Source organism: Escherichia sp. KTE114 (assembly GCF_000407765.1).
Lineage (GTDB): Bacteria > Pseudomonadota > Gammaproteobacteria > Enterobacterales > Enterobacteriaceae > Escherichia > Escherichia ruysiae.
In genome coordinates this window covers 195,179-215,219 of sequence record NZ_KE136626.1, presented here as the reverse complement: position 1 = coordinate 215,219, position 20,041 = coordinate 195,179, and the positions used below count along the sequence as shown (strand labels likewise).

The window sequence follows — 20,041 nt, the reverse complement described above, 5'->3', positions numbered from 1 at the left end:
TTTAACGGTTATAACGTCTACTTTTATGGTTTTTTCTCTCATGAATTTTTGAAATAGCACACAAAATTCACATGATTAAACTAAAAATTAACAAGCGGACTTGAAGCTCATCGTATAAAACACGGGCATTATTATAAATGCCCGTATATACAATAATTATTATTGTGGATAGTTACGTTTCAATGCTGAACTGAGTTTGAACGTATAAATAATTCGTTTATTTTACCACCCATCCTTTTTTCAATTCTTTGCTTGTAGGCGTAGATGCTACGGATATCCATGTCGAGAGTGTCTGCAATTTGATATGGATTATAACCAGATACCATATGCCCCATTATGGTGAACTCCATTTGAGTCAACGTATTGCCTCTGGTAAATGACAGGTAACGACCAATAAACAACTGCCTGATCTTCTCGTTAGCAACATCCAGTCCATCATCATTATATATAATGGCTGATATTGCGGGGTTGTGTTTTCTCCAGTAATTAGCAAGAGATTGCATATTCCTGTCGCTTATCAACACAATTCCCATTTCCGTACTTGCAAGATACTCAATCCAGTCTTTATCCAGGAAAAGACGTAAAAAACTTACTGAAAAATCCACAAAAATGTATCCGCTTAATCGAGCATTGTGATTTTTACTTAATATGCCTTCAACCACGCCACGATTAAAATACGAACTATCTTCGGGCCACATACAAAAACAGGCGTTTGCACAATACTGCAAGCGCGGTGACTTTTCTGGCATTATTTGGCAATGCATTGAGCAACTATTGCATGTAAGACTTTTATATCTACTACAAAGTCTCATGTTAATAACCTCCCTATTCATAGATAATCGCATAATTTCATTGGTTATTGATGATGTCAATACACCCTGATTTAATAAGCTTTTAATTGGAATTTGCGTTTAATCTGTATTTGATATTATTCTCAATAAGATATTTAAGAATGCATCATTAAGTTTTAAATATGGCTTGATTTCACTCATTTAACCATGTTTGGCTTATCGCAAATCAGATAAATGCTTAATGCATTAGGAATATCTATACTGCAAATTGTTTTCGAATAACCAGACGATATCGTGTAAATCTAAGTGACGCATCTTAAATAGTCTTATTTAAGATGTTCAGATTTTTACTGAGGATAACAGCTTGATATTGTTTGTTTATGCTATAGATAGTCAGGAGGGTGATTAATGGTGGAGAGGCATTGTAAGAACTGGAATGGTTCAAAATAATGACTATTTTGAACCATTCTCATCAGCGATTAACTAAAGAACATTACCGACACGCACAGGATACCCACGATCAACGTAATTAGATTTCCGATGGAGCGCCAGGGTTTAAGGGCTGGAATGAGATACGTAGACAGTGTTGGCATGATAAAAAGAATCATGGCAATGAGCGGACCACTGATCGCGTAAATCATCGAAATTGCGTTAGGGTTGATGCAGCAAACGATGAAAGTAATCAACGATACCAACATAATTGACAGCGCGCGGTTAAATGCACGGCTTTTTTTAACGCCCGCCTGCTGTAACGTGGTTTTGACTAATTCCGTCGCACCTTCAATAACGCCAAAGTAGGTGCCTAAAAATGATTTAGACATTGCAACTACCGCGACTATAATCCCGGAAATTGACAACCATGCAGGGGAATTTGGCAGCATAGACAGTGCCGATAAAATGGTGACGCCTTCCTCTTTGGCTGCCTCAATATATGAAGGTGGAATTGATAACAGGCAGCTAAACACGAAGAACAGCACGCTCACACAGATGATGAGATAAGCGACCTTCATAATTTTTTTGCATTTATCCATAGCGTGTTCGCCGTATTTTTCTCGTCTGTCGATGGCAAACGTAGAAATAATCGGAGTATGGCTAAAGGCGAAAACCATCACGGGAATCGATATCCATATCTGGTGAAGGGTATTCTGATTGAACTCTACCTGGGTTGTTAATAAAGAAGGCTGCCAGCTACCGACCAGGTAGATGGAAAGAAATAAGAAGTAAGCAATCAGCGGGAAAACCAAAAATCCCATTACCCGAATTGTGGCATGACGCCCCATCAGAAAAATAAGATTCAGGATTAACACAACGCCAAGACTCACCAGCATACGGATGCGTAGATCAATGACCATATGCTTCGCCAGCTGTTCAGTGAGTGAGTTGGTGATTGCCACTGCGTATATCAGTACAACGACAAAAAAGGCAATGAAGTACAGAGTGGTAATCAGATTACCGATCTTCTTGCCATAGTAGTGAGTTACCGCGCCAGTGATCCCTTCGCCTGCCGATGTTTTTGAAGAAAGGATGAACTGGCACAAGGCCTTATGTGGCCAATATGTTAAAGGCCAGGCGACCAGTGCAGTAATAAACAGGACCACCGCTCCTGCTGAACCTAATTGAATAGGAAGGAAGAGCGTGCCTGCGCCAACGGCTGTGCCGTAGAGTGCGAAGCTCCAGAGAGTTTCTTCTTTTGACCAAATTTTAGACATTATTTGAACGTATCATCTACAAATTAAACAAAATGGAGGGCAATTTACCATAAACCAGGCCGGACATGGGAGATTAACGCTATATCAACCTCTGGATTGGTGTGTTAGTAGATGCAAACCTTGCGTGCCAGTCAGATATCATCGCCCCTTCTTACGGTAAATTTCCTTTGTGATAAAAATCACTTTTTTTAAACATTTTGGATAATTGAAATTAACAATCATTTACTATTGCGCTGTTAATTGGTGCGAGGTTGTGATGAAAGATGTTGTGATTGTCGGTGCGTTACGAACACCTATCGGCTGCTTTCGTGGCGCGTTGGCTGGTCATTCTGCGGTAGAATTAGGCAGTCTGGTCGTGAAAGCATTATTAGAGCGCACCGGCGTTGCTGCACATGCGGTGGATGAAGTGATTCTTGGACAGGTTCTGACTGCCGGGGCAGGGCAGAATCCAGCACGGCAATCTGCCATTAAAGGTGGTCTTCCCAACAGCGTTTCGGCAATAACCATTAATGATGTTTGTGGTTCCGGGCTAAAAGCTTTGCATCTTGCTACTCAGGCGATCCAGTGTGGCGAGGCTGATATTGTTATTGCCGGTGGTCAGGAAAATATGAGTCGTGCGCCACATGTTTTGACTGATAGCCGCACCGGAGCACAGCTTGGCGATAGCCAATTGGTTGATAGCCTGGTGCATGATGGCTTGTGGGATGCATTCAATGATTACCATATTGGTGTCACTGCCGAAAATCTGGCGCGCGAATATGGTATCAGTCGTCAGTTACAAGATGCCTACGCACTTAGCTCACAACAGAAAGCGCGAGCGGCCATTGATGCCGGACGATTCAAAGATGAGATCGTCCCGGTCAGAACGCAAAGTAACGGGCAGTTACTGATTGTTGATACCGATGAGCAGCCGCGTACTGATGCCAGTGCCGAAGGGCTGGCTAGTTTAAATCCGTCATTTGATAGTCACGGTTCTGTTACCGCAGGAAATGCCTCATCCATCAATGATGGCGCAGCTGCGGTAATGATGATGAGCGAAGCCAAAGCACATGCGTTGAATTTACCCGTGCTGGCACGTATTCGCGCCTTTGCCAGCGTTGGTGTTGATCCTGCACTGATGGGTATTGCTCCTGTGTATGCGACTCGCCGTTGCCTGGAGCGTGTAGGCTGGCAGCTGGCTGATGTTGATCTTATTGAGGCTAATGAAGCATTTGCCGCGCAGGCGCTTTCTGTTGGCAAGATGCTTGAATGGGATGAACGCCGGGTCAATGTCAATGGCGGCGCGATTGCATTGGGTCATCCGATTGGCGCCTCTGGTTGCCGCATTTTGGTTTCTTTGGTTCATGAAATGGTGAAACGCAACGCTCGTAAAGGATTGGCTACACTCTGTATTGGTGGTGGTCAGGGGGTGGCGTTAACTATTGAGCGTGACGATTAGATCTGTATTTCTTCCTTATCAGTTAAACCTCTACCGCCATCAAGCTGCTTTATAATGATGGCTGGCACGTCTATGCATATCCCATATAGAACCTGACTTTTTCCTTTCCCCGGCTTATTCGTGATCGACACTACACTTTTCACAATCGCCTTCTTAAAAATGAAACAATGTTTTATTTTTAATTGAAAAGAGCACATCACGGGCTTATCATCCTTCAATAGAAAAACGAAACGATGTTTCATAATCGTTCTAATTTCACACTTCAATGATTATCGGAGGTTGATGTGGACGTAAGACAGAGCATCCACAGTGCGCACGCGAAAACGCTGGATACCCAAGGGCTGCGCAATGAATTTTTGGTTGAAAAGGTATTCGTCGCGGATGAGTACACCATGGTTTACAGCCACATTGACCGTATTATTGTTGGCGGCATTATGCCGGTAGCAAAAACGGTTTCCGTTGGCGGGGAAGTAGGAAAACAACTGGGCGTGAGCTACTTTCTTGAGCGTCGTGAGCTGGGCGTTATCAATATTGGCGGAACCGGTACGATTACCGTCGATGGCCAATGTTATGAAATCGGTCACCGCGACGCCCTCTATGTTGGTAAAGGTGCAAAAGAAGTTGTTTTTGCCAGCATTGATAGCGCCACTCCGGCGAAGTTTTATTACAACTGCGCACCTGCTCACACGACGTATCCCACCAAAAAAGTCACGCCGTCTGAAGTGTCTCCGGTTACGCTGGGCGATAATCTCACCAGTAACCGCCGCACGATTAACAAATACTTTGTGCCGGATGTGCTGGAAACCTGCCAGTTGAGTATGGGGCTAACGGAACTGGCACCGGGAAACCTGTGGAATACCATGCCGTGCCACACCCACGAGCGCCGGATGGAAGTTTACTTCTATTTCAACATGGACGATGACGCCTGCGTTTTCCACATGATGGGGCAACCGCAAGAAACGCGTCACATTGTGATGCATAACGAACAGGCGGTGATTTCCCCAAGCTGGTCTATCCATTCAGGTGTAGGAACCAGGGCTTATACCTTTATCTGGGGCATGGTCGGTGAAAACCAGGTCTTTGATGATATGGACCACGTTGCCATTAAAGATCTGCGCTAGTCGCGGATATATATGAATAAGGTATTCTCATGATTTTAAATGCATTTTCTCTTGAAGGTAAAGTTGCAGTTGTCACCGGTTGTGACACTGGGCTGGGGCAGGGAATGGCGTTGGGTCTGGCGCAAGCGGGCTGTGACATTGTTGGCATCAACATTGTTGAGCCAACAGAGACCATTGAACAGGTCACTGCGCTGGGGCGTCGTTTTTTAAGCCTGACCGCCGATCTGCGTAAGATTGATGGTATTCCAGCACTGCTGGATCGTGCAGTGGCAGAATTTGGTCATATTGATATCCTGGTGAATAACGCCGGTTTGATTCGCCGCGAAGATGCTCTCGATTTCAGCGAAAAAGACTGGGACGATGTGATGAATCTGAACATCAAGAGCGTGTTTTTCATGTCCCAGGCGGCGGCGAAGCACTTTATCGCGCAGGGCAATGGCGGCAAGATTATTAATATCGCGTCAATGCTTTCATTCCAGGGCGGGATCCGCGTGCCCTCATATACCGCATCAAAAAGCGGCGTAATGGGTGTGACGCGCCTGATGGCGAACGAATGGGCAAAACACAACATCAACGTTAACGCGATTGCTCCGGGTTACATGGCGACCAACAATACTCAGCAACTGCGGGCTGATGAACAGCGTAGTGCGGAAATTCTGGATCGTATTCCTGCGGGGCGTTGGGGGTTGCCGAGCGATTTGATGGGGCCGGTGGTGTTTCTGGCATCCAGTGCTTCTGACTATGTTAATGGCTACACCATTGCCGTGGATGGGGGCTGGTTAGCACGTTAATTCATTTAGCTTACATTTATGACCCTGTCACATTGGCAGGGTTTTTTATTTCTGATAATCAACATAATCCATATCACGGCTATTAAATAATCCATATCAATTATCAATTGATGAGTTTTATTGGTTTTATCTACTTTAAAATTAGTTGGTTAATTATAATGTCATTAATTTCACTTAATTTTAAAAGTGTAATGTCCATCACATAACTGCATGTGGCAGCAATTTAATCCATATTTATGCTATTTCCGACCTGACACCTGAGTTAATTGTTCACGTATTTTTTCACTATGTCTTACTCTGTGCTGGCAGGAAAAAATGGTTACTATCAATACGGAATCTGCTTTAACGCCGCGCCCTCTGCGTGATACGCGGCGTATGAATATGTTTGTTTCGGTAGCTGCTGCGGTCGCGGGATTGTTATTCGGTCTTGATATCGGGGTTATCGCAGGTGCATTACCGTTTATCACCGATCACTTTGTGCTGACCAGTCGTTTGCAGGAATGGGTCGTCAGTAGCATGATGCTTGGCGCAGCAATCGGTGCGCTATTTAACGGCTGGCTGTCATTCCGTCTGGGACGTAAATACAGCCTGATGGCTGGTGCTGTGCTGTTCGTATTGGGCTCAATAGGATCAGCGTTTGCCACCAGTGTCGAAATGTTAATCGCGGCCCGTGTGGTTCTGGGGATTGCGGTGGGGATTGCCTCTTACACTGCGCCACTGTATCTCTCTGAAATGGCGAGTGAAAAAGTACGTGGCAAGATGATCAGTATGTACCAGTTAATGGTCACGCTTGGCATCGTTCTGGCGTTTTTATCCGACACAGCATTCAGCTATAGCGGTAACTGGCGCGCAATGTTAGGTGTTCTTGCCTTACCGGCAGTTGTGTTGATTATTCTGGTGGTCTTCCTGCCGAATAGCCCGCGCTGGCTGGCGGAGAAGGGGCGTCATATTGAGGCGGAAGAAGTGCTGCGTATGCTGCGCGATACGTCGGAAAAAGCGCGAGACGAACTCAACGAAATTCGTGAAAGCCTGAAATTAAAACAGGGCGGTTGGGCGCTGTTTAAGATCAACCGTAATGTCCGTCGAGCAGTGTTTCTCGGTATGTTGTTGCAGGCGATGCAGCAATTTACCGGTATGAACATCATCATGTACTACGCGCCTCGCATCTTCAAAATGGCGGGCTTTACGACCACAGAACAACAGATGATTGCGACTTTGGTCGTGGGGCTGACATTTATGTTCGCCACCTTTATTGCTGTCTTTACAGTAGATAAAGCGGGGCGTAAACCGGCACTGAAAATTGGTTTTAGCGTGATGGCATTGGGAACTCTGGTGTTGGGCTATTGCCTGATGCAGTTTGATAATGGTACGGCTTCCAGTGGTTTGTCCTGGCTCTCTGTTGGCATGACAATGATGTGCATTGCCGGTTATGCGATGAGCGCCGCGCCAGTGGTATGGATCCTGTGCTCCGAAATTCAGCCGCTGAAATGCCGCGATTTTGGTATTACCTGCTCGACCACCACAAACTGGGTGTCGAACATGATTATTGGCGCGACCTTCCTGACTCTGCTCGATAGCATTGGTGCGGCAGGTACGTTCTGGCTCTACACTGCGCTGAACATTGCGTTTGTTGGCATCACCTTCTGGCTTATTCCGGAAACCAAGAATGTCACGCTGGAACATATCGAACGTAGACTGATGGCTGGTGAGAAATTGAGAAATATCGGTGTCTGATTTCACAGGCCGGATGTGCTGTACATCCGGCCTTTTTTTCGCTAATAGAGATCTGGCACCAGGCCGTTGAGGCGTTTGTCTCGTTCCTTAATCAGCCCTGTTGCGGTAACTCACACCAGGAGAGAGGAATGAAAACAATTGGTTTGCTGGGAGGAATGAGCTGGGAATCCACTATTCCTTACTATCGCCTGATAAATGAAGGCATTAAACAGCGACTTGGCGGGCTTCACTCTGCGCAAGTGCTGCTACATAGCGTCGATTTTCATGAAATAGAAGAGTGCCAACGTCGCGGTGAGTGGGACAAAACAGGAGAGATTCTTGCCAGTGCGGCGCTTGGATTACAGCGGGCAGGAGCAGAAGGCATTGTGTTATGTACCAATACGATGCACAAAGTAGCAGATGTCATCGAGTCTCGTTGCTCACTGCCTTTCTTACATATTGCGGATGCCACCGGACGTGCCATCACCCGTGCTGGAATGACGCGCGTGGCGCTGCTGGGAACGCGCTACACCATGGAACAGGATTTTTATCGTGGACGGCTGGCAGAGCAATTTTCTATCGATTGTCTGGTGCCTGAAGCGGATGAGCGGGCGAAAATTAATCAGATTATTTTTGAAGAGCTGTGTCTGGGGCAATTTACCGAAACGTCACGCGCTTATTATGCACAAGTCATTACTCGTCTCGCAGAACAGGGGGCGCAGGGCGTGATTTTCGGTTGTACTGAAATTGGTTTACTGGTGCCAGAGGAGCGCAGTGTCCTGCCCGTGTTCGATACCACCGCTCTTCATGCCGAGGATGCCGTCGCCTTTATGCTGTCGTAACTCGCTACAAAATAGCGTTAAGTGAGGCAACCAGATTCGGTAAACCTGCCTGTAAGTGCTCACTAAATGCCTGCACCAGTGCTGATGACGGGCGGTGAAGGGGGCTAATCAGGCTAACGGTAAACGGAACTGCAATGCTAAATCGCCGCACCACTAAACCGCTTGCCGCATAATCCAGTGCGGTGAGCGGGTTAACCACGGAAACTCCCGCCCCCGCCCGTACCATCGCGCAGACTGACGCGGCGCTGTGGGTCTCCACAATCATACGGCGTTTAACCTGATGTTCATTAAATAGTTGATCCAACAACTGGCGATAGCTGTCAGTACGGGAAAGGCTGATGTAATTCTCACCCTGAAAATCTTCCGGCGTTAATACCTCTTTTGCTGCCAGCGGATGCCCCTGCGGTAAAACACAGACTTCATCTAAAGACAGTAATTCAGTACGTTCCGTACCCGCAGGTGTGTGCAGCGTCTCGGTGAGGCCTAAATCATGGCGCTGGGCCGAGAGCCACTCTTCAAGTAGCGGCGATTCCTGCGGCACTATGTTTAAGCTGACTTCAGGATAGCGAGCCAGAAACGGTTGCATCAGTGACGGCAAAAAAGACTGCGAAAAGACCGGCAGGCAGGCAATAGACAGTTCGCCCTGGCGAAACTCGCGCAAACTTTCTGCGGCACTGACAATGCGATCCAGGCCGTACCAGGATCGCTGCACCTCTTCGAACAGCCGCAGCCCTTGCACGGTAGGATGTAATCGTCCACGTACGCGCTCAAACAATTTCAGCCCAATCACTTTTTCAAAGCGCGCCAGTTCGCGGCTGACAGTGGGTTGTGAAGTATGTAGCAGTTGTGCCGCTTCAGTCAGGCTTCCGGCGGTCATCACCGCATGAAAAATTTCAATATGACGTAAGTTAACGGCGGCCATCTGCTTAATCTCATTCTTCGGTAATCCATATCATTTTTGCATAGACCTGGCATAAATCGATATTTTTTATTCTTTTTATGATGTGGCGTAATCATAAAAAAGCACTTATTCAGATTGTTGACAATGTGCGCTTTGTTGATGCGCCTACAAGATCATGCAAATTCAATATATTGCAGGAGCCATGTAGGCCTGATAAACGAAGTGCATCAGGCAATGTTTTATTCGCCGTCAGCCTCACTTATTCGGAGTTTGTTATGCCACATTCACTGTTCAGCACCGATACCGATCTCACCGCTGAAAATCTGCTGCGCTTGCCTGCAGAATTCGGTTGCCCGGTTTGGGTCTACGATGCACAAATCATTCGTCGGCAGATTGCGGCTCTGAAGCAGTTTGATGTGGTGCGCTTTGCGCAGAAAGCCTGCTCCAATATCCATATTTTGCGCTTAATGCGAGAGCAGGGCGTGAAAGTAGATTCCGTCTCGTTGGGCGAAATCGAGCGCGCGCTGGCGGCGGGATACAATCCACAAACGCATCCCGATGATATTGTTTTTACCGCTGATGTTATCGACCAGGCTACGCTCGAGCGTGTCAGTGAATTGCAAATTCCGGTGAATGCGGGTTCTGTCGATATGCTCGACCAACTAGGCCAGGTTTCGCCAGGGCATCGGGTATGGCTGCGCGTTAACCCGGGGTTTGGTCACGGACATAGCCAAAAAACCAATACCGGCGGCGAAAACAGCAAGCACGGTATCTGGTATACCGATCTTCCCGCCGCACTGGAAGTAATACAGCGGCATCAATTGCAGCTGGTCGGCATTCACATGCACATTGGTTCCGGTGTTGACTATGCGCATCTGGAACAGGTGTGTGGTGCGATGGTGCGGCAGGTTATCGACTTTGATCAGGATTTACAGGCGATTTCTGCTGGCGGTGGGCTTTCAGTTCCTTATCAGCAGGGAGAAGAAGCGGTTGATACCGAGCATTATTATGGCCTGTGGAATGCGGCACGTGAGCAGATCGCTCATCATCTGGGTCACCCTGTGAAACTGGAAATTGAACCGGGTCGCTTCCTGGTGGCGCAGTCTGGTGTATTGATTACCCAGGTGCGAAGTGTCAAACAGATGGGGAGCCGCCACTTTGTGCTGGTTGACGCCGGGTTTAACGATCTGATGCGCCCGGCAATGTACGGCAGTTACCATCACATTAGCGCACTGGCGGCTGATGGTCATTCCCTTGAGCACGCACCAACGGTGGAAACCGTTGTCGCCGGGCCGCTATGTGAATCGGGGGATGTTTTTACCCAGCAGGAGGGGGGGAATGTCGAAACCCGTGCTTTGCCGGAAGTGAAGGCGGGGGATTATCTGGTACTGCATGATACTGGCGCATATGGCGCGTCAATGTCATCAAACTACAATAGTCGCCCACTGCTGCCAGAAGTTCTGTTTGATAATGGTCAGGCGCGGTTGATTCGCCGTCGCCAGACCATTGAAGAATTACTGGCGCTTGAGCTGCTTTAATTGCGGCTAGTTGCTGGAGGCGTTATGACTTGCCTCCAGCGACGGTGTTGAAACTGAATGGCGACGTACCAGCGTTGGACTAAAGACGTTGGTAATTTCAGGAAGCGGGTGATTGTTCGCCAGTGCCAAAGCCAGTTCGGCAGCCTGAGTCGCCATCGTTACAATTGGATAGCGTACTGTCGTCAAACGCGGACGTACATAGCGCGATACCAGCACATCATCAAAGCCAATCAATGAAATCTCACCCGGTACATCAATACCATTATCATTGAGTACACCCATCGCGCCTGCCGCCATTGAATCGTTATAACAGGCCACGGCAGTGAAATTTCGCCCCCTTCCCAGCAGCTCAGTCATTGCCTGTTCGCCGCCGCTTTCATCCGGTTCGCCAAAAGTTACCAGCCGATCATTGGCCGGAATACCGCTTTCGGCAAGGGCATCGTAATAACCCTGCAGACGATCTTCGGCGTCAGAAATAGAGTGGTTAGAGCAGAGATAACCAATGCGAGTATGGCCTTGTTGAATCAAATGACGCGTCGCCAGCCAGGCGCCATAACGATCGTCCAGTGCGATGCAACGATTCTCAAACCCCGGAAGGATCCGGTTGATCAGCACCATACCGGGCATTTGTTTCATCAATGCTGTCAAATCGGCATCGGGAATCATTTTGGCATGAACGACCAGTGCGGCGCAGCGATGGCGGATCAACTGCTCAATGGCCTGACGTTCTTTTTGCTCGTTGTGGTAACCATTACCAATCAATAAAAAATTACCCGTGTGATAAGCCACCTGTTCAACCGCTTTCACCATTGCGCCGAAAAAAGGATCAGAGACATCGCCAACAATCAAACCAACGGTTTCGGTGGCCTGTTGTGCCAGCGCCCGGGCGTTGGCGTTCGGGTGATAGCTAAGAGACTCCATTGCACTATGTACAGCCAGCCGGGAAGCTTCGCTGGCTTTGGGAGAATTATTAATGACGCGGGAAACTGTGGCGACTGAAACGCCTGCCAGTCGGGCTACATCCTTTATGGTCGCCATGAAAATACCTTTGTGGGTAAACGCTTACATTCTGTCAGTGTTACGGAAAACGTCCGTTGGTTCAAGGGGTGTGGTACTTTCAGCGCGGGGAATGTGAGCGAAACGCAAATAAGTAAGACAAAAAAAGAGATTGCAAACCTTTGGTTACACTTTGCGAAACGCTGTTGCGATTGACCGCTGGTGGCGTTTGGCTTCAGATTGATAAAGTGGTGATCCCAGAGGTATTGATAGGTGAAGTCAACTTCGGGTTGATCACATGAATTACACCAACCTGCGCAGATGCGCAGGTTTTTTTTGTCTGTCATCAATCTGTAACAGTAACCGATAATTTACACACCTGGTTGCATTTCCCTTCACTCCTTTGCGTTTTCTCGCTGGCGAACAGTCTGTGTGCAGACCACAATCAAGATCCCAGAGGTATTGATTGGTGAGATTATTCGGTACGCTCTTCGTACCCTGTCTCTTGCACCAGCCTGCGCGGATGCGCAGGTTTTTTTTCGCACCCATTTTACTGTCGCTCGCGTTCTCCTTCTGGTGTAATCTCGCACCATTCGCTTTTACTGAAGAATGAGCAAAGGGAGTTGGAATGCTTTTTAGCTTTTTTCGTAATTTGTGCCGTGTCCTGTACCGTGTTCGCGTGACAGGCGACACCCAGGCACTGAAGGGCGAGCGCGTTCTTATCACGCCCAATCACGTCTCATTTATTGATGGCATATTGCTGGCACTGTTTTTACCCGTTCGCCCTGTTTTTGCCGTTTACACCTCCATCAGCCAGCAGTGGTATATGCGTTGGCTGAAATCATTTATCGACTTCGTTCCCCTCGACCCGACGCAACCTATGGCAATTAAACATCTGGTACGTCTGGTGGAACAGGGGCGACCGGTGGTGATTTTCCCTGAAGGACGAATCACGACAACCGGCTCGCTGATGAAAATCTACGATGGCGCGGGTTTTGTCGCTGCGAAGTCAGGTGCGACAGTCATTCCAGTGCGTATTGAAGGGGCGGAACTTACGCACTTCAGCCGCCTGAAAGGTCTGGTTAAACGTCGCTTGTTCCCGCAAATTCATCTGCATATTTTGCCACCAACGCAGGTACAGATGCCGGATGCGCCGCGTGCCCGTGACCGTCGCAAAATCGCTGGCGAAATGCTGCATCAAATTATGATGGAAGCGCGTATGGCAGTGCGCCCGCGTGAAACGTTGTACGAATCCTTTTTGAGTGCGATGTACCGCTTCGGTGCGGGTAAAAAGTGTGTCGAAGATATCAATTTTACCCCTGACACCTATCGTAAATTACTTACCAAAACGCTGTTTGTCGGGCGCATTCTTGAAAAATACAGTGTTGAAGGGGAACGCATCGGCTTAATGCTGCCCAATGCGGGCATCAGTGCGGCAGTGATTTTCGGAGCCATCGCACGTCGTCGCATTCCCGCAATGATGAACTACACCGCCGGGGTAAAAGGGCTGACCAGCGCCATTACGGCGGCTGAAATCAAAACCATCTTCACTTCCCGCCAGTTTCTCGATAAAGGCAAACTCTGGCATCTGCCGGAACAGCTAACTCAGGTACGTTGGGTCTATCTGGAAGATTTAAAAGCGGATGTCACCACTGCCGACAAAGTGTGGATCTTCGCGCATCTGCTGGTGCCGCGCCTCGCACAGGTAAAACAGCAGCCAGAAGAAGAGGCGCTGATCCTCTTTACCTCCGGTTCTGAAGGTCATCCGAAAGGTGTTGTCCATAGCCATAAAAGCATTCTGGCGAACGTCGAGCAGATTAAAACCATTGCCGACTTCACCACCAACGATCGCTTTATGTCGGCATTGCCACTGTTCCACTCTTTTGGTCTGACTGTTGGTCTGTTTACGCCACTGCTGACGGGGGCGGAAGTATTCCTTTATCCAAGCCCGCTGCATTACCGCATTGTGCCGGAACTGGTGTACGACCGCAGTTGTACCGTGCTCTTTGGCACCTCGACCTTCCTCGGTCACTACGCGCGCTTTGCCAACCCGTATGATTTCTATCGTCTACGCTATGTGGTGGCAGGCGCAGAGAAACTGCAAGAAAGCACCAAACAGCTTTGGCAGGATAAATTTGGCCTGCGCATTCTTGAAGGTTACGGTGTGACGGAATGCGCGCCCGTGGTGTCCATCAACGTACCGATGGCGGCGAAACCAGGTACGGTAGGGCGTATTTTGCCTGGTATGGATGCGCGACTGCTGGCGGTTCCGGGTATCGAAGACGGTGGTCGCCTGCAACTGAAAGGGCCGAACATTATGAACGGCTACCTGCGGGTAGAGAAGCCGGGCGTGCTGGAAGTGCCCACCGCCGAGAATGTTCGCGGCGAGATGGAGCGCGGCTGGTATGACACGGGCGATATCGTGCGTTTCGACGAGCAGGGCTTTGTGCAGATTCAGGGACGCGCGAAACGCTTTGCCAAAATTGCAGGCGAAATGGTGTCGCTGGAAATGGTGGAACAACTGGCTATTGGCGTTTCACCAGACAAAATGCATGCCACTGCGATTAAGAGCGATGCCAGCAAAGGTGAGGCGCTGGTGCTTTTCACCACGGACAGTGAACTGGCGCGCGATAAACTGCAACAGTATGCCCGCGAGCACGGCGTGCCGGAACTTGCCGTACCGCGCGACATTCGCTATCTGAAACAGATGCCATTACTGGGCAGTGGTAAACCTGACTTTGTCACGTTGAAAAGCTGGGTAGACGAAGCGGAACAACACGATGAGTGAGTCAGTGCACACTAACACTTCGCTGTGGTCAAAGGGGATGAAAGCGGTTATCGTCGCGCAGTTTCTCTCTGCGTTTGGCGATAACGCGCTGCTGTTTGCCACTCTGGCGTTACTGAAAGCACAGTTCTATCCGGAGTGGAGTCAGCCCGTCCTGCAAATGGTGTTTGTAGGTGCTTACATTCTTTTTGCGCCGTTTGTCGGGCAGGTGGCCGATAGCTTTGCCAAAGGTCGGGTGATGATGTTTGCCAACGGTCTTAAGCTGCTGGGTGCTGCCAGTATCTGCTTTGGCATCAATCCCTTTCTCGGCTATACGCTGGTCGGCGTGGGAGCTGCGGCGTATTCACCGGCGAAATACGGCATTCTCGGCGAATTAACCACGGGTAGTAAGTTAGTAAAAGCTAACGGTTTAATGGAAGCTTCTACCATAGCGGCGATTTTGCTCGGTTCCGTAGCCGGTGGTGTACTGGCAGACTGGCATGTTCTTGTCGCTCTGGCAGCATGTGCGCTGGCCTATGGTGGTGCGGTCGTCGCCAATATCTACATTCCAAAACTGGCGGCGGCGCGTCCGGGGCAGTCGTGGAATCTCATCAACATGACCCGCAGTTTCCTGAATGCCTGCACCTCGTTATGGCGCAATGGAGAAACGCGTTTTTCGCTGGTAGGCACCAGTTTGTTCTGGGGAGCAGGCGTCACGCTGCGTTTCCTGTTAGTACTTTGGGTGCCAGTGGCGCTGGGCATTACCGATAACGCTACGCCGACCTATCTCAACGCCATGGTGGCGATTGGCATCGTGGTTGGTGCCGGCGCGGCAGCGAAGCTGGTCACGCTGGAAACCGTTTCACGCTGTATGCCCGCCGGGATTTTAATTGGCGTGGTGGTGCTGATTTTCTCCCTGCAACATGAGCTGCTGCCAGCCTATGCCTTGCTGATGTTGATTGGCGTGCTGGGCGGCTTTTTTGTCGTTCCATTGAATGCGTTACTCCAGGAACGAGGTAAAAAAAGCGTCGGGGCGGGGAATGCGATTGCAGTACAGAACCTGGGCGAAAACAGTGCCATGTTGCTGATGTTGGGGATTTATTCACTGGCGGTAATGGTGGGGATTCCGGTCGTGCCCATTGGCATTGGCTTCGGTGCGCTGTTTGCGCTGGCAATAACGGCGCTGTGGGTCTGGCAACGCCGTCATTAATATTTAACGCCGGGTAACCCCGGCGTTAATGCTTAAGGTGCCGGATAAGTATAAACCTGATGCACCGCTTCAATTTCAGTTAATACGTCTTCGCTCAACTCCAGATGTAAACTTTCGATGTTAGTTTTCAACTGTTCCATCGTCGTTGCGCCCAGCAGCGTGCTGGCAACAAACGGTTGGCGGCGTACAAAAGCGAGCGCCATCTGAGCAGGATCGAGACCATGACGTCTGGCAATATCAACATACGCCGCGACAGCTTTTTGCGTTTGCTCACCACTATAACGGGTGAACCGACTAAAGAGCGTATTACGCGCACCAGCCGGTTTTGCACCATTGAGATATTTACCGGTCAGCGTGCCGAAACCCAGACACGAATAGGCCAGCAACTCGACGCCTTCATACTGGCTGACTTCCGCCAGACCCACTTCAAAGCTGCGGTTTAACAGGCTATAGGGGTTCTGAATAGTGACGATGCGCGGCAGATCGTGTTTGTCCGCCAGATGTAGATAACGCATTACGCCAAATGCGGTTTCATTCGACACGCCGATATAACGAATTTTCCCTGCGCGTTGGTATTCTGCCAGTGCATCCAGCGTATCCAGCAGCGAAACCGCAGGCGCGGAATCCGTCCAGCTATAACCGAGTTTGCCGAAGCAGTTGGTCGGGCGCTGCGGCCAGTGCACCTGATAAAGATCGAGGTAATCAGTCTGTAGGCGCTTGAGGCTGTCATGCAGAGCTTCGCGAATATTCTTCCTGTCCAGCGCCTGATCCGGGCGAATACCCTTGTCATTGTTGCGCGACGGTCCGCTCACTTTGGAGGCGATAATTAATTTTTCGCGGTTGCCATGTTTTGCCAGCCAGTTACCGACATAGGTTTCGGTCAGACCCTGAGTTTCGGGGCGCGGCGGTACAGGGTACATCTCGGCAACGTCGATAAGATTAATGCCCTGAGCGACGGCATAGTCGAGTTGTGCGTGGGCGTCGGCTTCGCTGTTCTGTTCACCAAACGTCATCGTGCCAAGCCCCAGCGTGCTGACTTCCAGCGAGCTGTGGGGTATACGGTGATATTGCATAGCCGTTTCCTTTTTATAATCACGACATAAGGAATATAAAAATGGCAGAGGGAAGGGAAAAGGGAAAGCGAAAAATCTTAAGGCCAGCCGGATGCTGACCTTATTTTTTAACGTTCAATAATTTGCGAGACATCATCGCGGTTAATTTGCATCGCGTTACCTTGTTGATCGTGATAACTCACAAGCCCGGTATCATCGTCAATTTCCGGTTTTCCATCAGTCAGGATCATTCGACCATCTTTAGTTGCCATCACATAATCGCTGCTACAACCGGAAACAGCAAATGCCAGTCCGACTGCGGAGATTAATACTGCCCATTTTTTCATCCGGTTATCCTCATTAAGCCCATCAATGATAATAGTCTGTTTATAATCTGACGTTATACATCTTGAAAGCAGGAAAGTCTTAAACTGTGAGAATAAAGGGAAGACGTTCGCTCTCCCACAGGAGAGCGAACGGAATATCAGAGCGGATTCTTTTTATTGCGAATCAGGTTGAGGCTTTCTACTGCAATGGAGAAGAACATCGCGAAGTAGATGTAACCTTTCGGTACGTGGATATCGAAACTTTCCAGGATCAGGGTAAAGCCCACCAGAATCAGGAAAGAGAGCGCCAACATTTTCACTGATGGATGGCGTTCAACAAAATCACCAATCGAACGTGCGGCGAACATCATCACGCCTACGGCAATGACTACGGCCGCCATCATAATAAACAGGTGATCCGACAGACCCACGGCGGTAATCACCGAATCGAGGCTGAAAATAATATCCAGCAGCATAATCTGCACGATAGCGCCGAGGAATGATGAAACACGTGTTTTCAGCCCTTCTTCTTCGCCTTCGATAGACTCGTGGATCTCCTTACTGGCTTTCCAGATAAGGAACAGACCACCCAGCAGCAGAATCAAATCACGAGCGGAAATTTCCTGATTGAAAATTGTAAAAAGCGGATTCGTCAGGCGCGTAACCCAGGCAATCGACGCCAGCAGCGCCAGACGCATAACCATGGCTCCTGCCAGTCCCAGACGCCGCGCGTGACCACGCTGTGCGGTGGGCAACTTTGCGACCACCAGAGAAAGGAAAATAATATTATCGATCCCAAGAACGATCTCCAGCAGCGTCAGCGTACCGAGCGCAAGCCAGGCGTTAGGATCGGTTATCCATGCAAATAACATCTAAAAAGCCCTGCCAAAAAAATGAAGCGGTAATTATATGCCCGGAATGCAGCAGGTCAAAGCGATGGCTACTGGATCAAAAAATGACGCGCCAGCAGTGCGCTGGTGAAATTCTTTTTCAGATAAAATCCGCGCGGCAATGTCAGAATTCGTTCACCCTCGGCGCCAATGGCTTCGGTGAGAGCTTTCGCATTCGCCGCTTTCGGTCGTATTTGCAAATATTCCCCGTGACGAGCGGTGATTCGCTCAACCTGACCGAGGACAATCATATCCATTAATTCTTCCCAGTCTTCGCGTAGCTGGCGGTCTTCCTCTTCGTTCGGACTCCACAGCAACGGTGCTCCTACGCGACGCTGCGCCAGTGGGATGCTGCGCTCGCCTTCAACCGGTATCCATAACACCCGTTTGAGTTTGTGGCGCACGTGGCTGGTTTCCCAGGTCACACCGCTATTGCCAGTTAACGGTGCAACACAAACGAATGTCGTTTCCAGCGGGCGACCAAGAGTATCTACAGGTATAGTTTTGAGTTCCACGCCTAAAGCGGCAAAATCTTGTTCAGGTTTACTTCCTGCGCTGGCGCCAAGCCAGATCTCCAGTAACACACCGATCCAACCTTTATCGCGTTTTAAATTCTCCGGCGTAACCAATCCGGCAAGTGCTGCCAGTTCTCCAAGGGTGTAACCAGAAAGTTGCTGTGCTTGCGCTAATAACTGCGCTTCAGTTTCGGGGGGAGAGGGCAATGGACGAGGTTGAGACATGGCATTACACCTTGATTAAAAAACAAGCAGCTATTTTGTACCGAATATTCAGAGTGTAACTTTTTCCACAAGCGTTATTCAATTCTATGATTTATCTTGTTTTTTAATTCACAGGTGACGGTGTTGCGCAACGTCCTGGTGGGTTTTCCAATTCTGGTCACTGAAAATAAACAGGATCTTACACCATGTTATCCACAGAAAGCTGGGATAACTGTGAAAAACCCTCACTACTGTTTCCATTTACAGCCTTGACGTGCGACGAAACTCTAATTTTTAGTGGTTCGGTGCTTAACTTAGTGGCACATTCTGTGGATAAATACGACGTTGGTTGTTCTTTCGCCAACGCGTAAATGAGTGGTGTGACATGGGTCACGAATTTGTCTGTTTTATCAATATTTATGTATTTAATATATTGATTAATAACGAATATTTTAAAGTGTATTTTAGCGGCTGATTCAGAGTGCTCTGGGTTTTCCCGTGGTAATTCCGTAGTTCTTCACAACTCTATCCACAGAAAAGGTGAATAAAAACGGCTATTCACCCCTTCCTCTGTTTATAACTCTGCACTTAACTGTGAGTTATTCAATTGTTATTAGTGTGTAATGCCTTGCAGAGAGTGGTTTACCGTCTTCCTGGAGTATGAAACAATCATTCGTATATAAAGCTTTATTTTGAGGTAGTCCGGTGATTGATGACGATGGCTACCGCCCAAACGTAGGTATCGTGATTTGTAATCGTCAGGGGCAAGTAATGTGGGCCCGGCGATTTGGTCAGCACTCCTGGCAATTTCCGCAAGGCGGAATTAATCCCGGAGAATCCGCAGAACAGGCGATGTACCGTGAATTGTTTGAAGAAGTAGGATTAAGCCGTAAAGACGTTCGAATCCTTGCTTCAACGCGTAACTGGTTGCGCTACAAATTACCGAAACGTTTGGTGCGTTGGGACACGAAGCCGGTGTGTATCGGCCAAAAACAAAAATGGTTTCTCTTGCAGCTGGTGAGCGGCGATGCGGAAATCAATATGCAAACCAGCAGTACACCAGAGTTTGACGGCTGGCGATGGGTAAGTTACTGGTATCCGGTCAGGCAGGTGGTGTCATTTAAACGTGATGTCTACCGTAGGGTAATGAAAGAGTTCGCAAGTGTTGTGATGGCGCTGCAAGAAAATACGCCTAAACCACAAAACGTATCTGCTTATCGACGTAAAAGAGGTTAAGTCA

The 20,041-nt window shown here is 48.8% G+C and carries 18 protein-coding genes; 10 read left to right on the top strand and 8 right to left on the bottom strand.

Features of this window, described 5'->3' with window-relative positions:
* Positions 1-179: 179 nt before the first annotated feature.
* Both WC5_RS19370 and WC5_RS19375 read right to left on the bottom strand, forming a co-directional pair.
* Positions 180-812 (bottom strand): helix-turn-helix transcriptional regulator, encoded by a 633-nt coding sequence (locus WC5_RS19370; protein ID WP_010354900.1) that lies wholly within the window; start codon positions 810-812, stop codon positions 180-182.
* Between the two features lie 458 nt (positions 813-1,270).
* Positions 1,271-2,500 carry an amino acid permease gene (locus WC5_RS19375; RefSeq protein ID WP_000036850.1) on the bottom strand — a complete coding sequence of 410 codons (1,230 nt, stop codon included), beginning with the start codon at positions 2,498-2,500 and terminating at the stop codon, positions 1,271-1,273.
* Between the two features lie 256 nt (positions 2,501-2,756).
* Here WC5_RS19375 and WC5_RS19380 point away from each other — a divergent pair, with 256 nt between their 5' ends.
* From WC5_RS19380 to ygeA, 5 genes are all read left to right on the top strand, one after another.
* A complete protein-coding gene (locus tag WC5_RS19380; RefSeq protein ID WP_000656049.1) occupies positions 2,757-3,938 on the top strand; it encodes an acetyl-CoA C-acetyltransferase in 1,182 nt (393 codons plus the stop codon).
* Positions 3,939-4,222: 284 nt separating this feature from the next.
* Positions 4,223-5,059 (top strand): 5-dehydro-4-deoxy-D-glucuronate isomerase, encoded by an 837-nt coding sequence (gene kduI / locus WC5_RS19385; protein ID WP_000383242.1) that lies wholly within the window; start codon positions 4,223-4,225, stop codon positions 5,057-5,059.
* A gap of 29 nt (positions 5,060-5,088) precedes the next feature.
* Positions 5,089-5,850: a 2-dehydro-3-deoxy-D-gluconate 5-dehydrogenase KduD gene (kduD, locus tag WC5_RS19390; RefSeq protein ID WP_000602499.1), complete on the top strand. Its 762-nt coding sequence runs from the start codon at positions 5,089-5,091 to the stop codon at positions 5,848-5,850.
* Positions 5,851-6,165: 315 nt separating this feature from the next.
* The gene (araE, locus tag WC5_RS19395; RefSeq protein ID WP_000256428.1) at positions 6,166-7,584 is read left to right on the top strand and encodes an arabinose-proton symporter AraE; all 1,419 of its coding nucleotides are present in this window, start codon (positions 6,166-6,168) and stop codon (positions 7,582-7,584) included.
* A gap of 128 nt (positions 7,585-7,712) precedes the next feature.
* Positions 7,713-8,405, top strand: coding sequence for an amino acid racemase (gene ygeA / locus WC5_RS19400; RefSeq protein ID WP_000848676.1), 693 nt, complete (start codon positions 7,713-7,715; stop codon positions 8,403-8,405).
* A gap of 4 nt (positions 8,406-8,409) precedes the next feature.
* Here the strand turns inward: ygeA and lysR are convergent, their stop codons facing one another.
* Positions 8,410-9,327 (bottom strand): DNA-binding transcriptional regulator LysR, encoded by a 918-nt coding sequence (gene lysR / locus WC5_RS19405; RefSeq protein ID WP_016231411.1) that lies wholly within the window; start codon positions 9,325-9,327, stop codon positions 8,410-8,412.
* 254 nt (positions 9,328-9,581) lie between these two features.
* Here lysR and lysA point away from each other — a divergent pair, with 254 nt between their 5' ends.
* The gene (gene lysA / locus WC5_RS19410; protein WP_001120727.1) at positions 9,582-10,844 is read left to right on the top strand and encodes a diaminopimelate decarboxylase; all 1,263 of its coding nucleotides are present in this window, start codon (positions 9,582-9,584) and stop codon (positions 10,842-10,844) included.
* Positions 10,845-10,850: 6 nt separating this feature from the next.
* On the opposite strand, the gene galR is transcribed toward lysA, so the two are convergent.
* Entirely contained in the window at positions 10,851-11,882 is a 1,032-nt protein-coding gene (gene galR / locus WC5_RS19415) for an HTH-type transcriptional regulator GalR (protein WP_000201036.1), read from the bottom strand.
* Between the two features lie 586 nt (positions 11,883-12,468).
* Between galR and aas the strand changes: the two genes are divergently transcribed.
* Together aas and lplT are read left to right on the top strand one after the other, a co-directional pair.
* Entirely contained in the window at positions 12,469-14,628 is a 2,160-nt protein-coding gene (gene aas / locus WC5_RS19420) for a bifunctional acyl-ACP--phospholipid O-acyltransferase/long-chain-fatty-acid--ACP ligase (protein ID WP_000899033.1), read from the top strand.
* Positions 14,621-15,814 (top strand): lysophospholipid transporter LplT, encoded by a 1,194-nt coding sequence (gene lplT / locus WC5_RS19425; RefSeq protein ID WP_000004643.1) that lies wholly within the window; start codon positions 14,621-14,623, stop codon positions 15,812-15,814. The genes aas and lplT overlap by 8 nt, the downstream gene beginning before the upstream one ends.
* A 32-nt stretch (positions 15,815-15,846) precedes the next feature.
* On the opposite strand, the gene WC5_RS19430 is transcribed toward lplT, so the two are convergent.
* The 4 genes from WC5_RS19430 to mutH all read right to left on the bottom strand — a co-directional run bounded on the left by WC5_RS19430 (position 15,847) and on the right by mutH (position 18,822).
* Positions 15,847-16,887: an NADP(H)-dependent aldo-keto reductase gene (locus WC5_RS19430; protein WP_001199282.1), complete on the bottom strand. Its 1,041-nt coding sequence runs from the start codon at positions 16,885-16,887 to the stop codon at positions 15,847-15,849.
* A 107-nt stretch (positions 16,888-16,994) separates the two neighbouring features.
* Positions 16,995-17,213, bottom strand: a complete 219-nt coding sequence (ygdR, locus tag WC5_RS19435; protein WP_000758660.1) for a lipoprotein YgdR — start codon at positions 17,211-17,213, stop codon at positions 16,995-16,997.
* Between the two features lie 137 nt (positions 17,214-17,350).
* Positions 17,351-18,064, bottom strand: a complete 714-nt coding sequence (locus WC5_RS19440; protein WP_000895630.1) for a TerC family protein — start codon at positions 18,062-18,064, stop codon at positions 17,351-17,353.
* A 68-nt stretch (positions 18,065-18,132) separates the two neighbouring features.
* On the bottom strand, positions 18,133-18,822 hold the full coding sequence (mutH, locus tag WC5_RS19445; RefSeq protein ID WP_000082202.1) for a DNA mismatch repair endonuclease MutH: 690 nt from the start codon (positions 18,820-18,822) through the stop codon (positions 18,133-18,135).
* A gap of 185 nt (positions 18,823-19,007) precedes the next feature.
* Between mutH and WC5_RS25790 the strand changes: the two genes are divergently transcribed.
* Complete coding sequence (locus tag WC5_RS25790; protein WP_016231410.1) at positions 19,008-19,172, top strand: hypothetical protein; 165 nt, start codon at positions 19,008-19,010, stop codon at positions 19,170-19,172.
* A 334-nt stretch (positions 19,173-19,506) separates the two neighbouring features.
* The gene (gene rppH / locus WC5_RS19450) at positions 19,507-20,037 is read left to right on the top strand and encodes an RNA pyrophosphohydrolase (protein WP_000564488.1); all 531 of its coding nucleotides are present in this window, start codon (positions 19,507-19,509) and stop codon (positions 20,035-20,037) included.
* Positions 20,038-20,041: the final 4 nt, after the last annotated feature.

What these genes read in the sequence shown, in the direction of transcription:
- WC5_RS19370 (WP_010354900.1), bottom strand. Translation starts at nt 812, where the DNA reads ATGAGACTTTGTAGTAGATATAAAAGTCTTACATGCAATAGTTGCTCA.
- WC5_RS19375 (WP_000036850.1), bottom strand. Translation starts at nt 2,500, where the DNA reads ATGTCTAAAATTTGGTCAAAAGAAGAAACTCTCTGGAGCTTCGCACTC.
- WC5_RS19380 (WP_000656049.1), top strand. Translation starts at nt 2,757, where the DNA reads ATGAAAGATGTTGTGATTGTCGGTGCGTTACGAACACCTATCGGCTGC.
- kduD (WP_000602499.1), top strand. Translation starts at nt 5,089, where the DNA reads ATGATTTTAAATGCATTTTCTCTTGAAGGTAAAGTTGCAGTTGTCACC.
- araE (WP_000256428.1), top strand. Translation starts at nt 6,166, where the DNA reads ATGGTTACTATCAATACGGAATCTGCTTTAACGCCGCGCCCTCTGCGT.
- ygeA (WP_000848676.1), top strand. Translation starts at nt 7,713, where the DNA reads ATGAAAACAATTGGTTTGCTGGGAGGAATGAGCTGGGAATCCACTATT.
- lysR (WP_016231411.1), bottom strand. Translation starts at nt 9,327, where the DNA reads ATGGCCGCCGTTAACTTACGTCATATTGAAATTTTTCATGCGGTGATG.
- lysA (WP_001120727.1), top strand. Translation starts at nt 9,582, where the DNA reads ATGCCACATTCACTGTTCAGCACCGATACCGATCTCACCGCTGAAAAT.
- galR (WP_000201036.1), bottom strand. Translation starts at nt 11,882, where the DNA reads ATGGCGACCATAAAGGATGTAGCCCGACTGGCAGGCGTTTCAGTCGCC.
- aas (WP_000899033.1), top strand. Translation starts at nt 12,469, where the DNA reads ATGCTTTTTAGCTTTTTTCGTAATTTGTGCCGTGTCCTGTACCGTGTT.
- lplT (WP_000004643.1), top strand. Translation starts at nt 14,621, where the DNA reads ATGAGTGAGTCAGTGCACACTAACACTTCGCTGTGGTCAAAGGGGATG.
- WC5_RS19430 (WP_001199282.1), bottom strand. Translation starts at nt 16,887, where the DNA reads ATGCAATATCACCGTATACCCCACAGCTCGCTGGAAGTCAGCACGCTG.
- ygdR (WP_000758660.1), bottom strand. Translation starts at nt 17,213, where the DNA reads ATGAAAAAATGGGCAGTATTAATCTCCGCAGTCGGACTGGCATTTGCT.
- WC5_RS19440 (WP_000895630.1), bottom strand. Translation starts at nt 18,064, where the DNA reads ATGTTATTTGCATGGATAACCGATCCTAACGCCTGGCTTGCGCTCGGT.
- mutH (WP_000082202.1), bottom strand. Translation starts at nt 18,822, where the DNA reads ATGTCTCAACCTCGTCCATTGCCCTCTCCCCCCGAAACTGAAGCGCAG.
- WC5_RS25790 (WP_016231410.1), top strand. Translation starts at nt 19,008, where the DNA reads ATGTTATCCACAGAAAGCTGGGATAACTGTGAAAAACCCTCACTACTG.